The sequence below is a fragment of the Pedobacter sp. AC190 genome (genome assembly GCF_979258025.1).
Genome location: NZ_OZ409824.1, coordinates 4316947 through 4337513 on the forward strand (window position 1 = coordinate 4316947; position 20567 = coordinate 4337513).

The following is a 20567-nucleotide window of genomic DNA, read 5'->3' on the forward strand; positions in this document are numbered from 1 at the left end:
CTCTGATGAAAATCAGAGCTTTTTTTATGGCTTTTTAATACTGATTGTCTTTTCTCCATAAACTACACCATTTCCTGAAATACCTTGTATAATTAGACTGAAATCACCTGTTAAATCTCCTGTGGTAAATTTTAAAGGAACTTTTTCTTGCTTCTTTATTTGAAATTGATAATTCCAATATACAGTTGCAAAGTTTATAGGTTCATTTTTATTCGTTAAATCTGAAACGTAAAATTCTTTTGGCACATTAATGTTTTTTAAAACAACAAAATTTGGTTTACTTTCAACTTCACTACAACCCGCATAAACAACCGTCCTTCCATTTGAAAAATAGCTTTTACCCTTAATGGGCATAGTTCCGATTCCGTGATTTTGACAATTTAATATATTAGCTACGCAAACATAATCTCCACATCGGTTAACACCAAAGGTTCCTTTTGCGAATCCAATATCATTATCCTTAGTTTTTTTAATTATTACTTCATTCAATTTTATGCCAGCCAAAGAATTAATGCCCTCCGAAATAGAAGGCATTACATTCATTTTACCCGAGTTTTCTTTATAACTCAGATTCTTTTGATATGATTTTATTTCTACCGAAGGATCATTTAACTTAACAGTATAATTGAGATAATTTTTCTCACCCACATTAAGCCAAACCTTAATTTTATCTTCAGTTAAAAGCGCATGTGCGGGTAATGAAAAATGTCCAACGCTGTCGGTTTCAAAAGAATTGATGTTATTTGCAGCAATGGTATTAATTGAAACTGCTTTATTTAAAAGCTTTTTATTTTTGCTGATCTGACCAGAATATTCGTATTCAGAAATTTGCCTTTCATAATCTGAATTTGATTCCCTTTCTTCAGGCCATTTATATTTACGCCATCCTTTTATCAACAAAATATCTTCCAGGTAATTTACATCGCTATATTTTACGCCCAACAAATTTGGAGGCAGTGCATTTAATTCGTTTTCTAAAAAAGTATAATCAATAATATTTCTTTTATTAGCAAGTGTTAATCTATTTCCCTGCACCAACGCAATAGAAACTAGCCCATTAAACAGTTCACCATCTTTTCCAAGAATCTTTAACTCCAGATTAACACTATCTCTGGTTGTATATTCATCCTTGTCAGCATTAATTTGCAAACGACTTATATCATCGTAATGAGCAAAAAATATACGTTCGGCAATTGGTTTATATGTACTATCTAAAATTGTTATCGTGTTCAGCCCCTTAGGCACCGAGTCTAATTTCAACAATACTCTTGTTGCTTTTTTATCTTCTAAATTTAATTCAGATGACAAAAAAACAGTTTCAAAGTTATGTACAACAACAAATACCTTGTTTTCAAAATTACTTTCTACAAGCATTCTTAATTCATCTGTCGCTAAAGCAGTATTTAATTTAAGATTTGTTCCTCTAATTAACGGCTTAGGTAGTTCGTAACGTCCGATTAAATTATTAGTCTCGATTAATCTTACACTATAGTTTAAGCCTTGTAAAGGTTTAATTGAAAAGCTTCCTATACCCGAAGAATTTGTGTTAATTGTATCCAAAATCTTATCGTTAGCAAATAAAATAGCCTTTACACTAGTTGGAATTCCTTCATGGTTTTTAACCTCCCACCCTATCTTATTTTTAATTGCTGAAATTAAATATCCACCTTCAGGATAAAATTTAACGGTGTAACGATTAGTGTTTTTTAATGGAATTTCGAATTTAGCGTATCTAACTTCACTATTCTTTTTTATAATTGCTGAAACTTCATTATTATCCTCATTAATTTTACCTGCTGGATAATCAATCATCAGTTCGCCAATTATGCTCGTTTTGGCTTTCCCAGTTTTTAAAATATTAGAATTTCGTCCAATAGTATAAGTTACATCTGCATCAGAAATAAAACGATTATCGCTTGATAAAGCTTTTAGCAGAATAGAACCATTTCCTGTTTGCTCGTCGTTTGCTTTAAATAACGATAAATTTGCAACTAATGGATTTATTGTTGTTGACTTAATCGTTACTGGCTGAAAAAATTGGACATCGGGTTTCCCATTTAACTTAATGTTTGTACTGGCAACAAACCTGTAATTTCCACTTTGAATAGAATCTGGCAAAGTCATGCTTCCAAAAACATAACCTTTATCAATTAGGAATTTTTGATGAACAACTACTGCGCTATCCTGGTTACTAATTAAAGATAAATATAAGGTGTTATATCGCTCTAAGCTTGTAATGGTTTTAAGCATATAACCCGTAAACCAAACCTGATCGTTATTGGTGTAAATATTCTTATCGAAATGAATAAAGAGTTCGGAAGATTTATTTTTAGAAGCATAGTTAGTTAAGTTATTTGCAACACTATCCATTTTCGTAATCTGAGCTTTCAGATTAGTTGAACAGACAATCAGCAAAAATAAATTAAAAACAAACTTCAGTTTTGGTCGGGACATTTTGATATAGATGTCCTTAAAAATCAAAATATTATTTCAAATATCAAACTAAATCAAACCGAACAACGATCCACCCTCCTTTTTCATTTCATCAATTTTTTGTTCGACTGCTTCATTTTTAAGCAATTCTGGCGCATGATGGGGCTTTTTCCTTGCATCAATAATTAAAGAACCTTTACATCCCCAGTGTTTGTTGTTTGTAAAATCATTAATACCATATATATCAGCCGCTGGATTACTTCTGGTAAAAGTTACCCAAACTAAATTGTTAATATTCTGTGCTGTAAAACTCGAATCATCACAAAGTATTATTAATGGCAAACCTGATAAATCAGAATCAATCAATGATATATTTAATGATGCAATTTCTGCAGCAGTTTTTTCAGCGTTTTTATAAGGCTCGGCTTGTAAAGTAAATATACCAGATATGGCTATTTGGGGGGTTGTAAATCCATCAGGAAAGTTTAAATTTTCTGGTAGTTTATCCCAAAGTGTTCTCTTTTTTTCTCCTGCTGCAGCTACCACAACTTTAGAACCACTGTTTAATCCATCTCCACTGTAATCTAAAGTATCAATTGTTGTGTTAGTATAAAAATGTAAATCCGTTTTAAAATCTATTCTTTCTAAAACATGTTGTAAAAAGTTTTCAATATTATGAGTACTTAAGCTTTCATCATCCTCCTTAGCTGCGATAAATAGATACTTAGCTAAGCTCAGTTGATTTTTACCCAAAATATGATTGGCGATTGTTAAAATTTCTTGTGGTCTGCGTTCTTTTAGATACGGAGTATAACGCTCGCTACCTATTGCAAACAGCAAAGGATGTACGCCAGCCGCATCAACCGCGTGAACTTCTTTTAACCCATGTATTTCCTGCGGAATTGCAGAACCTGTAATTTCATGAATTAAAGCACCAAAACTGGTATCTTCTTGCGGTGGGCGGCCAACCACTGTGAAAGACCAGATTGCATCTTTTTTATGATAGACGTTATGAACCTTCATCAACGGAAAAGGATGCGTTAAACTATAATAACCTAAATGGTCGCCAAATGGTCCTTCTGGTTTATTTTCATTAGGATGGACTGTACCCGTAATAATAAAATCGGCATCAGCAGAGATGCAGAAACCTTCATCATCATAAAAATACCTAAACCTTCTATCGCCCAAAGCCCCTGCAAAAGTCATTTCAGATAATCCTTCAGGCAAGGGCATAACTGCTGCTAAAGGATGTGACGGGGGACCGCCAACAAAAATACTCACCTTTAATGGAATGCCTAAAGCATTTGCTTTTGATTGATGAACGCCTATTCCACGATGAATTTGGTAATGCAATCCAATTTCTTTATCCTGTACATATTCATTTCCACCGAGCTGAATTCTGTACATCCCCAGGTTCGCATTTAAAACACCTGGTTTATCTACATCTTCGGTGTAAACTTGTGGCATTGTTACAAAAGGACCACCATCCATTGGCCAGTTTACAATTTGAGGGAGTTTACTAATCGAAGTTTGTAAAAAATTATTTTTTGCTGACGGTGTTTTTAATGGCAAAGCCGATAAAGCAGACATTGCTGAGCCAACATATTTAAACGGGTTCTTTAAGGCTTTCATTGGGTCGTTACGCAACGAAACCAATTGTTGTACTTTTGGCAATGTATCTCGAAAAATGAATTTAGACCGTTCTAGTGTGCCAAACAGATTTGAAACTGCTGGAAAAGGGCTTCCTTTTACATTTTCGAAAAGTATGGCAGGCCCGTTATTTTCATAAATACGTAAATGAATTGCAGCCATTTCAAGGTATGGATCTACCTCTTCTTTTATACGAATCAAATGACCATGCTTTTCTAAATCACTTACACACTCTGCTAAACTTTTATATGCCATGCTCAAAGATATATATTTACTTAATTTGTAAAACAAAAAGCCACAGATATGCAGATTTAAAATCTGCATATCTGCGGCTTTTTACATTTTGTAGATGATTATTTCTTCCCTGCAAAAGAACGCAACATCCAGGTATTTTTTTCTTTAAACTGCATAAAGCGATTAACCATATCGTTTGTACCATCATCGCCTGCTTTATCTGTAGCTTCTAAAAGGTCTCTTTCTAGTTCGATTAGTGTAGCCATGTCATCTAAAATGGCATCAACCATATCTAAATCTTTTAACCCAATTGTATCAATTTCTTTAATCTGAGATTCTTTAATATAATCAGCAAAACGGCTATGCGGTGGTTTACCAAGAGTTAAAACACGCTCAGCAATTTCATCAATAGTTAATTGTGCATTCGTGTATAATTCTTCAAACTTTATGTGAAGTGTAAAAAAGTTTTGTCCTTTAATATTCCAATGACAGCCTCTTAATTTTTGATAGTGAATATGATAGTTAGCCAAATAATCATTTAACAGATCTACAACTGGTTTAACTTCTTTCTCATTTAAGCTTATTTCTTTAGCGTCCATTTTTATTTGTTTTAGTAAATTAATATGCCTTCTAAACAACTATATAGCATAAAAGTTTTCCTAAAAAATCAATTTAAACAATACCTTTTTTATCTATCCGTTTAATAGAGGTAGCTGTATAAATTAACATAAATGCAACTATTTGTTAACTAACAAAATATGGATAGCTTTTTACCAAAATCATCTTATAAAATTTAGTCTCCCTCATTCTGAGATTAAAAATTTTTATAATATTATTCGTATAATTGCTACCCCTCATAAAAAATTTAGATAAAAATAAATGTATAAAATAGGCTTAACTGCTGTTCTTCTACTTGCTTTAAACGTAGCAAGTGCTAAAGCTAACGCAGTAATCGACTCAATCGGAGTTGAAAATAATAACGGTAAAAAACTAATCGTTCATCAAACAGCTGCAAAAGACACTTACTATTCTATAGGAAGAAGATATAATGTTCCTCCTAAGGAAATTATGGCATATAACGACAATAAGTACCTTCAAATTGGTGTAATTGTTAAAGTACCAACAAACCTACCTTTTGCATCTTCAGGTAATACTACAACTACACAAACTGTTTCTACAGCAAATGTTACTGAGCATGTTGTTAAACCGAAAGACAATTTGAATATGCTTGCTGAGAAATATGGTACAACAATTAATGAATTAAAAGCATTAAATAATTTAACAAGTATTAATTTAAGCATTGGTCAGGTTTTAAAAATCCCTGTAAAAAGCGGTGAAATTGCTCAAAATACACCACAGGTAAGTACACCTGCAAATCCACCTGCTAAAGAAAAAGTAGTTCCTGTTACCGAATCTGTAGCATCGGCTAGCGAAACTATGATTGAACATACTGTTGAGCCAAAACAATTTTTAGGTAAAATTGCCGAGAAATACGGAACAACTGTTGAAGAGATAAAAAAAGCAAATAATCTTTCGGGAAATAATCTTCGAATTGGCCAGAAATTAAAAATTCCTGCTACTAAAAATATAGATCACGATAAAATAGTATCTGATACAGAAACGGCAGCAAGCACAACAGCTATAAAAGATGCAGTTGGAACACATACTGTAAAAAAAGGTGAAAGCATTTTTAATATTGCAAAACAATATAGTATAACTGCTTATCAAATTAGAAAAATGAATAACCTTTCGGATAACACATTATCCACAGGTCAGCTTTTAAAAATCCCTACTGATATTACGACTGAAATACCTGTTGTAAATGAAAAAGTTGCCGAGAAAATTGTTAAAGAAACTCAACAAGAAGAAAGCCAGATTTATACTGTTAATTCGGGTGAATCGATTTTTAGTATTGCAAAGAAATTTAATTTAACCGCTTATCAAATAAGAACAGCAAATAAATTAAACGATAATACCATTACAAATGGACAAAAACTTATTATTCCAAAAGCTCCTGAACCTAAATCGGTTGCAGAATTAGCAAGGCAAGATCAAGAAGGAGAAACAGATAGTACTTCGTTTAAAGATCCGAAACTTCGTGGTGCACCAAGTCGCTATGGTTTGAGCCAGGTGGAAGAGAAAGGAACTGCAGTTTCTATTACTGATGCAGATTTAGATGCTTCAAAAATGCTCGTTTTACATCGTACTGCACCTATTGGAACCATTATTAAATTAACCAATCCAATGACCAACCGTACCGCATTGGCTAAAGTTGTTGGTAAATTTACTGAGAACGAATCCACAAAAGATGTTATAATTGTAATGACTAAAGCTGTAGCCGATTCATTGGGTGCTTTAGACAAAAGATTTTTTTGCAATTTAACGTACGGTGTGCATGAGCTTGAATAAAAAACCATTTATAATTGGAATTGCTGGGGGAAGTGGCTCGGGCAAGACTTTTTTTTTAAACTGTTTCCTTCATCATTTTAAACAAGATGAGGTAACACTTGTTTCTCAGGATGATTATTACATCCCAGCTGGCGAAATGTCTCAGGAGGAAAACAAGCTTTACAATTTTGATTTACCTTCTACAATTGATAGTCAGCAATTTTTGAAAGACATTAAGCAACTGCTTGATGGAGAGGTTGTTTACAAAAAAGAATACAACTTCAATAACCCTCTGGCAGTTGTTAAAATTCTGGAGATTAAATCGGCTCCGATTATTATTGTTGAAGGACTTTTCATTCTTCACTTTAAAGAAATTGCCGCACTTCTAGATCACATGATTTTTGTTGATGCTGATGAGGAAATAGCTTTAGACAGACGTATAAAACGTGATGGTTTAGAACGTGGCTATCCTGAAGAAGATGTTTTATACAAATGGCATAATCATGTTTTGCCTGCGTATAAAGAATATCTATTGCCTTATAAAGAACAATGCCATAAAATTGTTGTTAACAATACTAACGAGGCAGAAGAAATTATTGCGATAACTGAAGAAATTTCTGTAGAACTAAGAAATACAGTTTTAAAAGATATATAACAAAAAGGAAGGCTTAAGCCTTCCTTTTTTTTATCAACCCTTAATCTAGTCGCATTTCTGGAATATCACCTTCTACAACTAATCTTCCGAGCGTAGATTGTTTAATAAATTCGACACTTACTCCAGGCGCACGTTCTAGCAATTTAAAACCACCTTCAGGCAAAACATCTAAAACGGCTAATTCAGTAACTATTTTCTTGATACAATTAACACCTGTTAAAGGCAAAGTACATTTTGGCAATAACTTACTTTCGCCAGCTTTATTAACGTGCTGCATTGCTACAATTATATTTTTTGCTGATGCAACTAAATCCATTGCACCGCCCATCCCCTTCACCATTTTACCAGGAATTTTCCAATTGGCGATATCCCCGTTTTCTGAAACTTCCATTGCACCGAGAATAGTCAGATCCACCTTTTGTGCTCTAATCATCCCAAAACTCATGGCCGAATCAAAAATCGACGAACCTGGTAATGTGGTTATAGTTTGCTTTCCTGCATTAATTAAATCGGCATCTTCTTCTCCCTCAAAAGGGAAAGGTCCCATACCAAGCAAACCATTTTCAGATTGTAAAACAATATTTATTCCCTTTGGGATGTAATTAGCCACTAATGTTGGTATACCGATACCCAGGTTAACATAGTAACCATCTTTTATTTCTTTAGCAATACGTTGTGCTATTTCTTCTTTTGAAAATGCCATAAATTAAAATGATCGCATTAATGAATTTTGTGTGATTGAATTGTGATGAATTCGGGAACTAATCAGCTTTTCTTACTGTTCTTTGTTCGATTCGCTTTTCATAATCTTTTCCCTGAAAAATTCGATGTACATAAATTCCAGGTGTATGAATATGGTCTGGGTCTAATGAGCCCACTTCAACCAATTCCTCAACTTCTGCAATTGTTACTTTTCCCGCCATTGCCATTATTGGATTAAAATTCCGACTTGTAGAACGGAACACAAGATTTCCAGCGCTATCCCCTTTCCAGGCTTTTACGATAGCAAAATCTGCATCGAAAGCATACTCCATTAAATAGTCTTTCCCGTCAAAATTGCGAACTTCTTTTCCCTCGGCCACTTCCGTGCCCACACCCGCAGGTGTAAAAATAGCTGGCATTCCATACCCTGCTGCCAAGCATCGGGTTGCTAATGTACCTTGCGGAATTAAATCAACCTCCAGTTCACCACTTAAAAGCTGTCTTTCAAATTCAGCATTTTCGCCAACATAAGAAGAAATCATTTTTTTTACCTGGCGTTGTTTTAACATTAAGCCAATACCAAAATCATCTACTCCAGCATTATTAGAAATGCAGGTTAAATTTTTGGTTTTCTTATCAACCAAAGCATTTATACAATTTTCGGGAATGCCACAAAGACCGAAACCGCCTAACATAATTGTAGCGCCATCAGATATATCTCGGATAGCTTCTTCGGCTCCTGATACAACTTTATTTATCATTTTATGAATTTTTGGTTAGGATGCTAAAATACATAAAGCATATAGCTTTATAAAACTTTAGCCAGATTTAAGCGTTATCTAATTGAAAAACACCTTTCAAGAATATTTATTTGAAATTGATCTAAATAACATTACCTTTGTAATCAGATGTTTAACGAAAGAGATAACGAGGATTTTATTATTCCAACAGATCCAGAATTTCAAAAAGGAATGGGTTTTATTTTAAGCTGTACAGCAGAACACAAAAAATGTTGCGAAAAATATAAAAAAGGCAAACGTTGTAAAAAATGTCCTGGACGGAGTAAAAAATAACTATTTAGATATCTCTATAATTTTATCGTCACTTCCGTTACTGGTACAAACATATATTTTACCTTCGGGCGAAATACAAACATCTCTCATTCTGCCGTAGGTATTTACATAAAAATCTTTTGTTCCCTCAATTTTCGTTTGTGCAGCATCCAGCTTTAGCTGCATTAATTTAGTATTCTTTAATACAGCAAGTAATAACGAATTTTTAAATTGAGGGATGTAATCTGAGTTGTAAAAGGCCATTCCGCTTGGTGCAATTGTTGGTGTCCAAACAATTAAAGGAACAGCAATATTATTTGCCGAACAAAAAGATTGTTCACCAGCTTCATCACAAAAACCTTTAATGTTTGGCCAGCCGTAATTTCTGCCTTTTTCAATAATGTTGATTTCGTCATCAGAGTCTGGTCCATGTTCTGAGGAAAAAATCTTATTTCCCACTTGAACCAATCCTTGCGGATTGCGGTGTCCGTAAGACCATAAAGGATTATTTGGATATGGGTTATCAGTAGGAATCGTTCCATCTAAATTTACTCTTAAAATTTTACCCGAGGTAGAATTTATATTCTGTGGAGTAGTTTGATCAGAGGCATCTCCTGTTGAAACAAAAAGTTTGCCACCGCTAATGAGCAATCTCGAGCCATTATGAACGGAAGATGCACCTATTTGATCTAAAATTATTATAGGGCTATTTAGTGTGCCTCCAGAATAAGTGTAACGCACAATTTTTTCTCTGTAATTACTTCCATAATTATAAGCAACATAAACCCATGGATTGGCAGAAAAATCAGGATTTAAAGCAATTCCTAATAATCCTCCTTCTCCATTAACACGTACTTCTGATATTGTTAAAAGAGGTGTTATTTGTCCAGATGTTGGATTTAATCGACTTATTTTTCCACTCTTTTCGGTAAACCAAATAAAGTTATCTGGACCGTAAACCATTCCCCATGGAAGAGTTAAGCCTGCCACAACTACTCTATTCTTTAATTCAACATCAGGCAAATTTCCTGTGCCATCACCATTATCATCACTTTTATTTTTCTTGCAGGTTGTAAACATTAACAACACAAAAATGCCTGTAATAATTGCTTTCATAATCGTAAGGTTTTCTAAATAACAATGTTTCAGCTATTTAGTTTTATAGCGAATGAGAATATTATGCTTTTTTTTAATTCAAATAAACATAAGTTATTCCATCTCCTCCCCGATCTGCATGTTCATCTTCCATCCTGTTAACCTGACTGTATTTGCGCAAATACTCTCGAATCATTTTTCTTAAGATTCCATCGCCCTTACCATGAATTAATTTTATTGACGGAAAACCAAGCATTATGGCTTTGTCTAAATATTTTTCCACTTCAAATAAAGCATCTTCAGTACGTTTTCCTCTTAAATCCAGCTCTGCCTTAAAACCTGAAACAGCTTCATTCATACGCCCAGCAAACGAACTGCTTGTACTTTGAGCAACTTTTTTAGCCTCTTTATTACTGATTTTCTGTACTCGGTTCTTTTTCACATTCGAACGCAAATCGCCAATTGCCAGAACCAGCTCATTGCGATTTATTTCCAATACCAAAGCTGTTGTTTCGCTATCGGTAAACTTAACCCAATCGCCAATGGCTATTTCGCTACCTACCACAACCGGTACTGGTTTAGGTTTCTCTTTTGGGATTGTATTTTTGACTAATTCTTGCTGAAGATTTTGTCTAAGCTCTTTTGTAACTGCTTTATCGGCTTGTTTCTCTTTAATTTCTGCAATTGTATTTTCTACCAGTTTATTCGCATTTTTTATAATGGCTTGTGCTTCTTGCTTAGCTTCCTTTATTAAAACTCTACGATTTTCATCTAAAAAGGCTCGTAATTTTTCATTTTCAGCAACCAAATTTTTGGCTTTATTTTGCTGGTTTGCCAAACTAACTTTAGTATCGTAAATAGTCTTTTTTTCACGTTCTAAATCAACAAGCATTGTATCAACCCGATTTTGGTTAGAGCCAGTTTTCTTTCGGGCCAATTCGATAACTTCTTTAGGCAAACCAATATTCTGAGCAATTTCAAAAGCATAAGAACTACCTGGCTTACCCATCTCTAAAATGTAAAGTGGCTTCATTTTCGAGTTATCAAAAAGCATAGAGGCATTTTCCAAACCTTCGGTATTACCGGCAAAAAGCTTAAGGTTCGAATAGTGCGTAGTAATTACACCTCTAACTTTTTTGTTATTCAAAACCTCTAAAACAGCTTCAGCCATGGGGCCACCAAATTGCGGATCGGTTCCAGTACCAAACTCATCTATTAAAACCATAGTTTTTGGCGAAGCATGTTCAACAAAATATCGCATCTTTTTTAAATGTGCACTGTAAGTACTTAAATCGCTCTCAATAGACTGATCATCGCCGATATCTGCAAAAATATTTTCAAAAATACCAACCTCGCTATTTGCATCAACAGGAATTAATAATCCCGTTTGTAGCATAATCTGAAGTAAACCAACTGTTTTCATACAAACAGATTTACCACCAGCATTTGGACCAGATACTAAAACTACCCTAGTTGAAGCATCAATATGAATATTTAATGGCGTAACGGTTTTCTTTTCTGCAGCAAATGAAAGTAATAATAATGGATGCCTTGCATTAATCAACTTTGTTTTTGGCTCTTTAAGCAAACCTGGCATTTCTGCCTCGATATCAATCGCAAACATAGCTTTGGCTCTTACAAAATCTAACTTTGTAAGGAAACCGTGATAAGACAATAATAGAGGAGAATATGGTCTTAATTCATCCGTTAAAGCAATCAGAATTTTAATAATCTCCCTTCGTTTATCAAATTCTAAATCGCGAAGCTTATTGTTTAAGGTAAAAACTTCTTCTGGCTCTATATAAACGGTTTGGCCAGTTGCCGATTCATCATGAACAAATCCTTTCAGTTTACGCTTATTTTCTGCTAAAACAGGGATACACATCCTTCCATCACGAATAGTTAAGCTACCATCGGCAACCCAGTTATTTGCAATTGCCTGCTTGTAAATAGAATCCATCCGCTTACGTACATCTTGTTCCGTTTTTGAAATAGAAGCCGTAATTTCTTGTAATTCTTTTGATGCGTTTGGTTTAATTTTACCTTTAGCATCTATAACATTTTCAATTTTCCTTAGGATATTTTTTTCAATCGGTAAGTGTTCAAATAAAGCTTCAAGCGTTGGATAAACCTCTGCTCTTTCTTCGAAAAACCTTAAAACGGAAAAAACAGTTTGTAAAGAAGTATAAATCTGAAACCATTCGTCTTCCAATAAATAAGTACCTTCTACTCTAATTTTTTCAATTAAAGATTTGAGGTCAAAAAAAGTATTAATTTGTAATGGTTCCTGATTTTGAATAATACTCTTAAACTCATTTGTTTGTTTAAGAAATTTATCAATCTGATCGAAACGATTCATCACCTGCATTTTCTGCACCATGTTTTGCCCCATCGGACTTAAACAATGCTTACTAATTAGCTGCCTGATTTCTATAAAGCCTAAACGCTCTAAACAATTTTCGGGATATAACATATTATTAAATTGTAGGAGCTTGTTTTAATCCTACAGGAGCCTGCTTTAATTTTGATGGATTTTTTTTTAATGAATCTTTAGTTTTCTTCAACTTCTCTTTGTCTGCTTTAACTTTTTCTATTTTTGCCTTTTGTAGAGAATCAACTTTTTCAAGCGTCTTTTTCTGCGATTCTAATGTTTTAGATATGTTTTTGTAAATCTTATCTAAATCTTTAGGATGTGCATAATAGTAATCCATACTCTTATTGTATTGAGTAGAATCTATTTCAAATTTCTTGTAAATACCTTTATAGTAAGCAGCAGCAACTTTTTTTGATGAATCTGGCAGTAATATCGTCGAAATATAACCATCAGCAACATGTATGTCGTATAAAATTTTCTGCATTTTATCAGGTGCAATTATGTCTTTAGGTATTTTAGGCTTACAACCAAACAACATTATTGTTGCTGCTAAAGCCCATATTAATCTTCTCATTATTAATTAAAATATTATTTTTTGCCCAAATTGCGACAAGGTTATTAATTTTACGCAAAAATAGTTATAAATGAGCATAGCTGATAATCTTAAACAATATAAAAGCGAAGTAGAATCTGATGGAGTTAAATTAATTGCGGTTTCTAAAACGCAAACTAACGAAGCCATTTTAGAAGCCTATAACGCAGGACAACGAATTTTTGGAGAAAATCATGTTCAAGAATTGGTTGATAAACATGCCGAACTCCCAAACGACATCGAATGGCACATGATTGGTCATTTACAAACCAATAAAGTTAAATATATAGCACCTTTCGTTTCTTTAATTCATGGCGTTGATAGCCTGAAATTACTACAGGAAATTAACAAGCAAGCAGCAAAAAACAAACGCATTATTGATTGTTTAATACAGGTTTATATTGCCGAAGAAGATACTAAATTTGGATTAGGCTTTGATGAAGTGATAGAGCTTTTGCGCTCAGAGGAATACGAATCGTTAAATAATATTCGCATTGTAGGTTTAATGGCCATAGCTACAAATACTAAAAACGAAAAGCAAATAACCATCGAATTTAAAGAATTACAAGTTCTTTTCGATGGCATTAAAGCTAGTTTTTTCCCTAACGATGAAAACTTTAAAGAAATCTCGACAGGCATGAGCGCTGATTATAAATTGGCGATTGAAGAAGGCAGTACCATGGTTAGAATTGGTAGTGGAATTTTCGGAAAAAGAGTTATCAAACATTTCAAAGCCAATATTACGGCTAATTAATTAACAAAAAATGAACTTAGAAATAAGAACTGCAACTGCCGCAGATTGCCCAAGAATATTAGAATTAATTAATGAACTTGCTGTTTACGAACGTGCTCCAGAAGAAGTTACCGTAACGCTAGCACACTTCATTGATGCTGGTTTTGGCGAAAATCCCGTTTGGAAAGCATTTGTAGCAGAAGTTGATCAAAATATCGTGGGTTTTGCGCTTTATTATACACGTTATTCTACATGGAAAGGCTGTAGATTATACCTCGAAGATTTCATCGTAACAGAGGAATATAGAGGAAGAGGCGTTGGCAAAGTACTTTTCGAAAAAGTAATAGAAGAAACCAAAAAAGGAAATTATAGTGGTATGGTTTGGCAGGTTTTGGATTGGAATGAACCAGCAATTAACTTTTATAACAAATACAAAGCACAATTAGAAAAAGGCTGGCTAAATGCATCTTTTTCAAAAGAGCAGATTAAGGCATTTTAGATATGGATATTTTTAAGTTTGGTGGTGCTTCTGTTAAAGATGCTGATGGGGTAAAAAATCTTGCCAATATTGTTCGTGATTACAAGAAAGGCGAATTGCTGATTGTGATTTCGGCAATGGGCAAAATAACAAATAAATTAGAAGAGCTTACAAAAGCATATCTTTCACAAAGCGATGATACTCATGCTATTTTCGATGAGATAAAACACTTTCACTTTAACATTATCGAAGAATTATTTCAAGGTAATGCAAACCCAGTTTATAATGAGGTTGCTAATACCTTTGTCGAAATTGATTGGTTAATTGAAGATGAACCCGATAGTAACTCAGATTATATTTATGATCAAATTGTTTCGATCGGCGAAGTTGTATCCACTAAAATTGTCGCTGCCTGGCTAAACGAAACCAACAACAAAGCACTTTGGGTTGATGCAAGAAATTACATCCAAACTGATAACACGTATCGCGAAGGAAAAGTAGATTGGGAAAAAACCAATCAAATTATCCAAAAAGAAATGGTGCCTTTAATAGCTAAAAATATTATCGTAACACAAGGTTTTATCGGTGGAACGAGTGAGAACTACACTACAACTTTAGGAAGAGAAGGCTCTGATTATTCTGCAGCAATATTTGCATCATGCCTAAATGCTGCTGCCTTAACCATTTGGAAAGATGTTCCTGGTGTTTTAAACGCAGACCCAAAATGGTTTGATGAAACTGAAAAAATACCTCAATTATCTTATCATGATGCTATTGAACTTACTTATTACGGTGCAACGGTTATTCATCCAAAAACAATAAAACCGCTTCAAAACAAAGGCATTCCGCTTTTTGTACGTTCTTTTATCCAACCAGAAGGCAGCGGAACCGCCATTACCAAAGATAGTAATCCATTACCTGTCCCATCATTTATCTTTAAGGTTAATCAAGCCCTGATCTCTATTTTCCCAAAAGATTATTCTTTTATTATTGAAGAAAATCTGAGCAATATATTCGAGCTTTTTCATCAGCATCGCATTAAAATCAATACGATGTTAAATTCTGCCATCAGTTTTTCAGTAAGTGTGGATGATAATGAAGAAAAAGTTAAAAAACTTATCGAATCATTATCAAATCAGTTTACAGTTAAATACAATAAAGGTTTGGAACTGGTAACAATTCGCTACTACAACCAGCAGACAATAGATCGAGTTACGGTTGATAAAGATATCTTGCTGGAAGTAAAAAGCCGACATACTTGCCAAATGGTGATGAAAAACAAAGCATAAAAGTTTTCATACAATTAGATTTTAGGATGAACAAAAGTATTTTAGATCAAGCTGTACAAGATTATATTGTTACGCATTTAAATACCGATTCGAATGAAATTGCTTTGGCTAAAAGTCCATTTTCTACTGTAAGCTCCGCTGAATTGGCAAATCAAATTTCAGCTAAAAAGAAATCAGAAAAAAAACTACCTACCTGGTATAACGCAGAAGGAATTTATTTCCCTCCTACTTTGTCTATTGAACAAACTTCATCAGAAGTTACAGCAAAATACAAATCTCAATTAACTAAAGGTAAAAATCTAGTCGATTTAACTGGCGGATTTGGAATAGATTCTTTCTACTTCGCTAAAGTTTTAGATCAGGTTATACATTGCGAAATTAATGCCGAATTGTCTGAAATCGCCAGATCAAATGCTCAGGTTCTAAAAGCAAAGAATATTGATTTTAAAGCTATAGATGGCTTAGAGTATATCAAAAAAAGTAAAATTAAATTTGACAATATTTTCATCGATCCAGCCCGAAGAGCAGCAAAAGGAAAGGTTTTCATGCTTAAAGATTGTACGCCTGATGTGGTTAGTAGCCTTGATGAGCTGCTTGATAAATCAGATCGAATTATTATTAAAACGGCACCTCTACTCGATTTAACTGCTGGTTTACAAGAATTAAAATTTGTTAGCGAAATCCATATTGTTAGTGTAAAAAACGAATGCAAAGAATTACTTTGGATAATTGACAAAGATTTTTCTGGAGAACTTAAAATTACCGCTGCAGCAATTAACGAAGAAACGAAGCTTTTCAGCTTTTTAAAATCAGAAATAAATTCATCCACTTATTTAGCTCAAGAAATTAATTCCTGTAACTACTTATACGAGCCTGATGCAGCGCTATTAAAATCTGGGGCTTTCAATTTAATCGGAAACAGATATCGTTTGCAAAAGCTTCATCACCAAACCCAACTTTATATCTCCGAAAATATTGATGTAAAGTTTCCTGGGAGAATATTTAAAATTAATGAAATAGTATCATCTGGAGATTTGAAGAAACAAAAATCTTTGGTTGGTAATGTTATCGTCAGAAATTATCCTGGTAAAGCAGAAGAACTGGTCAAAAAATTTAAAATTAAAAGTGATAATACACAGTTTTTAATTTTCACTAAAAATAGCAAGGAAGAAAATATTATAATAAGGGCTGAAATTTTGCAGCATTATTAAAAAAGCTTTCTGATATATAACCAGAAAGCTTTTTTAGGGATGTACAATAATATCAATATCGCTTAAACTTTCTTAACGTTTACTGCTTGTAAACCTTTTTTGCCTTCAGCTACTTCAAATTCAACCTGATCGTTTTCTTTTAGACTATCAATTCCGCCTAAAACGTCTTTAAAATGTACAAATAAATCTTTATTGTCTTCTTGAACAATAAATCCAAAGCCCTTTTCTGTATTAAACCACTTAACTTTTCCCGTAGCCATAAAAAAAATAAAAATATATAAAAAATTAAACCCTTATCGCTCTGTTTCTAACTTTTCTACAACCAATTGAAAATTTAATCAACTAAACAATCAGAATAAGCGCTAATTCAGAAACAAAACTATCAAATATAATAATTTACAGATATATTACAATTGATTTAGCCATAAACTACTGTAATATATTTGTTTTTATCACTTATTTATTCGGCTGAGGAGTAGTTCTCAAATATGGCTTAATAATTTTATGTCCTTTCGGAAATTTCGAAGGTATATCTTCAGTTTTAATACTATTTACAACGATAACATCTTCACCATCTTTCCAATCAGCTGGAGTTGCAACGCTATAGTTTGCTGTTAATTGTAGCGAATCTATAACCCTTAACACTTCGTTAAAATTTCTTCCTGTTGAGGCTGGATAAGTTATAATTAACTTAACCTTTTTGTCTGGACTAATCACGAACAAAGATCTTACAGTTAATGTTTCTGATGCATTTGGATGAATCATATCGTAAAGGTTTGCAACAGTTTTATCGGGATCTGCAATAATCGGAAACTCAACAGAAGTGTTTTGAGTTTCATTAATATCGTTTATCCAGCCCTTGTGCGATTCAGCAGAATCTACACTTATTGCTAATACTTTTACATTGCGTTTTTCAAATTCGCCTTTTAACGCAGCTGTACGCCCAAGTTCGGTTGTACAAACTGGAGTATAATCTGCAGGGTGAGAAAAAAGTACACCCCAGCTATCGCCTAAGTATTCATAAAAATCAATCTCGCCAATTGAGGTATTCGACTGGAAATTTGGTGCGGTATCACCTAATCTTATGCTCATAATAATATTTCTAATTTAAGTTGATTAAAACAAATTTAATAAATTGTATAGTAAATACATAGACAATATATTATTTAGACCTAGATATTATAAAAACATAAAAAAAACCTTGAAGGTTTTGGCCAACAAGGTTTTTAGCATATTAATTTGTTTGGGTAAATTAATTATAAACTTTAATCATGAATACGTAATCCTGAAGTTTTTCGATTTGTTTAGCACGTTTCATACCTGAGAGAACACTTTTCTTATTTACAGATAATTTCTTACCCATCGAATCTTGAGGAATTGCTCTCATGGCTTCTAAAATATATTTCGATTTAATAGCGAACGAAGCACCTTCTGCAGAAGTTTCCTTCCCACTAATGATCCCAACTATATTACCGTTATTATCTAGCAAAGGGCCACCACTATTACCTGGGTTTAAAGGAATAGCAACTTGATATTGAGTTGTATCACCAATAAAACCACTTTTCGAACTTACATAACCTTCACCTAAAACAGCATCATCTTTCGGATAACCCCAAGTGTAAACGTTTTCGCCCACACCAGTGCTGTTTCTTTTAATTGTATAAGGTAATGCCGCTAAGTTTTTAAAATTCTTGTCGTCGATTTTCAAAATAGCAATATCATATTCAGGATCTTTCAATACAACTTTAACTTTAAAAGATTCTCCTGTAGAATTTTGAATAAATACAGAATCTGCATCATTAATAACATGCAAATTGGTTGCGATATATCCGTTTGTAGAAACAGCAAAACCCGTACCGCCAAAATTACCAGGATTAGATTGCTTATTTGATGGTAAATTATTGGTACTTATTTTCCTGATTAAATTATTTTGTGTTTTTACCGCATTTGTTACGTTTTTACTTAACTGCACAAATTTATCGGCCTGTTGGCTATTATGTTGTATCGAATAAATAGATACAAACGATAAAACTATAAATGAAGCCGCTACAGCGATTGCAGATCTATGTCTACGCCATAACTGCACAACACGGGAAGGGTGTGGCCCCAACTCAGAGGCTAAAGTTTCAACATCTATCTCAGCATGAATACTTTCTAACTGCTCTTTTAAAAGCAATTGTTGAGCGTATTCCTCCATAGTGTGCAGAAAAACCTTGTGAGATACCACTTTATGATCTATAGCTGCATCATTACGACGTAACTGTTCAAAAGCCTCATTTTCTTGCGGGTTAAGTTTACCTAACAGATAATCTTCAATAATTGCATCTAACTCCAAATCGTTTCTCATTTCAATTATTAGTGTTGAAAAAATATTTTCTTTAACCTTTGCAGGCACTTATATTTTTGTGTTTTTGCGTTATCCGTATTGGTGTAACCAAACTTTTCACAAATATCCTGCATGGATAAATTATTAATATAAAAATCCTGAATAATGGTTTTGCATGGCTCTCCGAGATGTTCTAAAGCAGACTGCATTTTAACAAACGCTGCATCTTTCTCTTCATGATGCTCTACATCTTCATCTACAATAAGTATATCTTCATAATCCGTTATATTTCCAGTCTTCTTACTGTTATGCGTTAATTTCTTTAACCAAATTCGCCGACAAACTGAATATATATACGTTTTTAACTTACTGCTCAGTTCAAAATTTCCTTCTTTAACTTTATTATATAAAATAATTATAGCTTCTTGATAAACGTCTTTCGCATCATCTTCATTACCATTATTATTAAGGATAAATTGCAAAACCATCGCAAAATATTCTTTATATAACTTATTAAGTGTATCACTGGAGTTATTTAGAATACCTAAAATAAACTCTCTATCTGTTGTAACTGAACTCTTTAAACCGTTATTCACCAATTAATACGTTTTTCTGTAAATAGTAACCCAATATTAGATAAAAAAAATATTTATAGCTATTAACAATCCATTAATACTATCCACATTAAAACAGTAACCCAATTAGCCAAAAAATATTTTTTATTTTTTTTCAAAATAATCGGGTTACCTTTTTACCTTTGCGGCATTAACAGTAAATTAATTAATACTTAAAAAAATTCAAAAATGAAAAATGCATTCAAATTAGGCTTTTTAGCTTTAGCTTTATCTTTATCAGTTGTTGCTTGTAACTCAGAAAAAAAAGCTGAAGGTGCTGATTCAACAGCTGCTGATACTACATTAGCTGCTACTGCTGATTCTGCTGCTGCAACTGTTGATTCAGCTGCTGCTAAAGTTGATTCTGCTGCTGCTAAAGTTGATTCTGCTGCTAAAGCTCACTAGTCAATATTTTAGACACATAAAAAAGGCTTTTGAGTTTTCTCAAAGGCCTTTTTTAATTTTATAACTTTTTAAAATCATTAATTAAAATAATTTGTGTTATGAAAAATGTATTCAAATTTAGTTTTTTGGCCCTGGTCATCTCTATTTCATTCATGGCTTGTAGTTCCGATAAAAAATCAGACGATATCGATACTACATTAGTTGATTCGTCAACAATTGCACCTGTAGCTCCAAAACCAGTCGATACAAACATTGCCGATTCTGTTAAAAAAGACACCACAATAAAATCATTAAATTAATTTTTTAATTATTTTTAAAATAACTGGGTTACCTTTT

20 protein-coding genes are annotated in these 20567 nt (G+C 33.2%); 8 read left to right on the top strand and 12 right to left on the bottom strand.

The genetic code is table 11. The annotated features are described in order from the left end of the window. Window positions 1-24: 24 nt before the first annotated feature. From ACZZZI_RS19010 to ACZZZI_RS19020, 3 genes are all read right to left on the bottom strand, one after another. A complete protein-coding gene (locus tag ACZZZI_RS19010) occupies window positions 25-2370 on the bottom strand; it encodes a hypothetical protein (RefSeq protein WP_463490722.1) in 2346 nt (781 codons plus the stop codon). A 132-nt stretch (window positions 2371-2502) separates the two neighbouring features. Beyond that, on the bottom strand, window positions 2503-4338 hold the full coding sequence (locus ACZZZI_RS19015; RefSeq protein WP_463490724.1) for a UbiD family decarboxylase: 1836 nt from the start codon (window positions 4336-4338) through the stop codon (window positions 2503-2505). Between the two features lie 98 nt (window positions 4339-4436). Continuing rightward, on the bottom strand, window positions 4437-4916 hold the full coding sequence (locus ACZZZI_RS19020) for a Dps family protein (RefSeq protein ID WP_316758430.1): 480 nt from the start codon (window positions 4914-4916) through the stop codon (window positions 4437-4439). Window positions 4917-5196: 280 nt separating this feature from the next. Between ACZZZI_RS19020 and ACZZZI_RS19025 the strand changes: the two genes are divergently transcribed. Then, on the top strand, window positions 5197-6726 hold the full coding sequence (locus ACZZZI_RS19025; protein ID WP_463490727.1) for a LysM peptidoglycan-binding domain-containing protein: 1530 nt from the start codon (window positions 5197-5199) through the stop codon (window positions 6724-6726). Beyond that, entirely contained in the window at window positions 6719-7360 is a 642-nt protein-coding gene (locus tag ACZZZI_RS19030; RefSeq protein WP_316758937.1) for a uridine kinase family protein, read from the top strand. The genes ACZZZI_RS19025 and ACZZZI_RS19030 overlap by 8 nt, the downstream gene beginning before the upstream one ends. Before the next feature lie 40 nt (window positions 7361-7400). On the opposite strand, the gene ACZZZI_RS19035 is transcribed toward ACZZZI_RS19030, so the two are convergent. From ACZZZI_RS19035 to ACZZZI_RS19055, 5 genes are all read right to left on the bottom strand, one after another. Further along, window positions 7401-8063, bottom strand: a complete 663-nt coding sequence (locus ACZZZI_RS19035; RefSeq protein WP_316758426.1) for a CoA transferase subunit B — start codon at window positions 8061-8063, stop codon at window positions 7401-7403. A gap of 58 nt (window positions 8064-8121) precedes the next feature. Next, entirely contained in the window at window positions 8122-8823 is a 702-nt protein-coding gene (locus tag ACZZZI_RS19040; protein ID WP_424059079.1) for a CoA transferase subunit A, read from the bottom strand. Window positions 8824-9135: 312 nt separating this feature from the next. After that, window positions 9136-10230, bottom strand: a complete 1095-nt coding sequence (locus ACZZZI_RS19045; protein WP_463490729.1) for a PQQ-dependent sugar dehydrogenase — start codon at window positions 10228-10230, stop codon at window positions 9136-9138. 73 nt (window positions 10231-10303) lie between these two features. Continuing rightward, on the bottom strand, window positions 10304-12682 hold the full coding sequence (locus tag ACZZZI_RS19050) for an endonuclease MutS2 (RefSeq protein WP_463490731.1): 2379 nt from the start codon (window positions 12680-12682) through the stop codon (window positions 10304-10306). 4 nt (window positions 12683-12686) lie between these two features. Next, window positions 12687-13157, bottom strand: a complete 471-nt coding sequence (locus tag ACZZZI_RS19055; protein ID WP_463490733.1) for a DUF4296 domain-containing protein — start codon at window positions 13155-13157, stop codon at window positions 12687-12689. 70 nt (window positions 13158-13227) lie between these two features. Between ACZZZI_RS19055 and ACZZZI_RS19060 the strand changes: the two genes are divergently transcribed. From ACZZZI_RS19060 to ACZZZI_RS19075, 4 genes are read left to right on the top strand one after another with little or no spacing between them, the layout of a single operon-like run. Beyond that, entirely contained in the window at window positions 13228-13929 is a 702-nt protein-coding gene (locus tag ACZZZI_RS19060) for a YggS family pyridoxal phosphate-dependent enzyme (protein WP_316758413.1), read from the top strand. 10 nt (window positions 13930-13939) lie between these two features. Continuing rightward, on the top strand, window positions 13940-14407 hold the full coding sequence (locus ACZZZI_RS19065) for a GNAT family N-acetyltransferase (RefSeq protein WP_316758411.1): 468 nt from the start codon (window positions 13940-13942) through the stop codon (window positions 14405-14407). Window positions 14408-14409: 2 nt separating this feature from the next. After that, on the top strand, window positions 14410-15675 hold the full coding sequence (locus ACZZZI_RS19070) for an aspartate kinase (protein WP_316758410.1): 1266 nt from the start codon (window positions 14410-14412) through the stop codon (window positions 15673-15675). Between the two features lie 26 nt (window positions 15676-15701). Continuing rightward, on the top strand, window positions 15702-16886 hold the full coding sequence (locus tag ACZZZI_RS19075; RefSeq protein WP_316758409.1) for a THUMP-like domain-containing protein: 1185 nt from the start codon (window positions 15702-15704) through the stop codon (window positions 16884-16886). 62 nt (window positions 16887-16948) lie between these two features. On the opposite strand, the gene ACZZZI_RS19080 is transcribed toward ACZZZI_RS19075, so the two are convergent. The 4 genes from ACZZZI_RS19080 to ACZZZI_RS19095 form a co-directional block, all read right to left on the bottom strand. Beyond that, entirely contained in the window at window positions 16949-17146 is a 198-nt protein-coding gene (locus ACZZZI_RS19080) for a cold-shock protein (RefSeq protein WP_316758407.1), read from the bottom strand. 196 nt (window positions 17147-17342) lie between these two features. After that, window positions 17343-17978 (bottom strand): peroxiredoxin, encoded by a 636-nt coding sequence (locus tag ACZZZI_RS19085; protein ID WP_316758405.1) that lies wholly within the window; start codon window positions 17976-17978, stop codon window positions 17343-17345. A 160-nt stretch (window positions 17979-18138) separates the two neighbouring features. After that, a complete protein-coding gene (locus ACZZZI_RS19090; protein WP_463490738.1) occupies window positions 18139-19233 on the bottom strand; it encodes a trypsin-like peptidase domain-containing protein in 1095 nt (364 codons plus the stop codon). An 8-nt stretch (window positions 19234-19241) separates the two neighbouring features. Continuing rightward, a complete protein-coding gene (locus ACZZZI_RS19095) occupies window positions 19242-19808 on the bottom strand; it encodes an RNA polymerase sigma factor (RefSeq protein WP_316758401.1) in 567 nt (188 codons plus the stop codon). 207 nt (window positions 19809-20015) lie between these two features. Between ACZZZI_RS19095 and ACZZZI_RS19100 the strand changes: the two genes are divergently transcribed. Together ACZZZI_RS19100 and ACZZZI_RS19105 are read left to right on the top strand one after the other, a co-directional pair. After that, window positions 20016-20231, top strand: a complete 216-nt coding sequence (locus ACZZZI_RS19100) for a PG1828 family lipoprotein (RefSeq protein WP_316758399.1) — start codon at window positions 20016-20018, stop codon at window positions 20229-20231. Window positions 20232-20329: 98 nt separating this feature from the next. Continuing rightward, window positions 20330-20530, top strand: coding sequence for a hypothetical protein (locus tag ACZZZI_RS19105; RefSeq protein WP_316758398.1), 201 nt, complete (start codon window positions 20330-20332; stop codon window positions 20528-20530). Window positions 20531-20567: the final 37 nt, after the last annotated feature.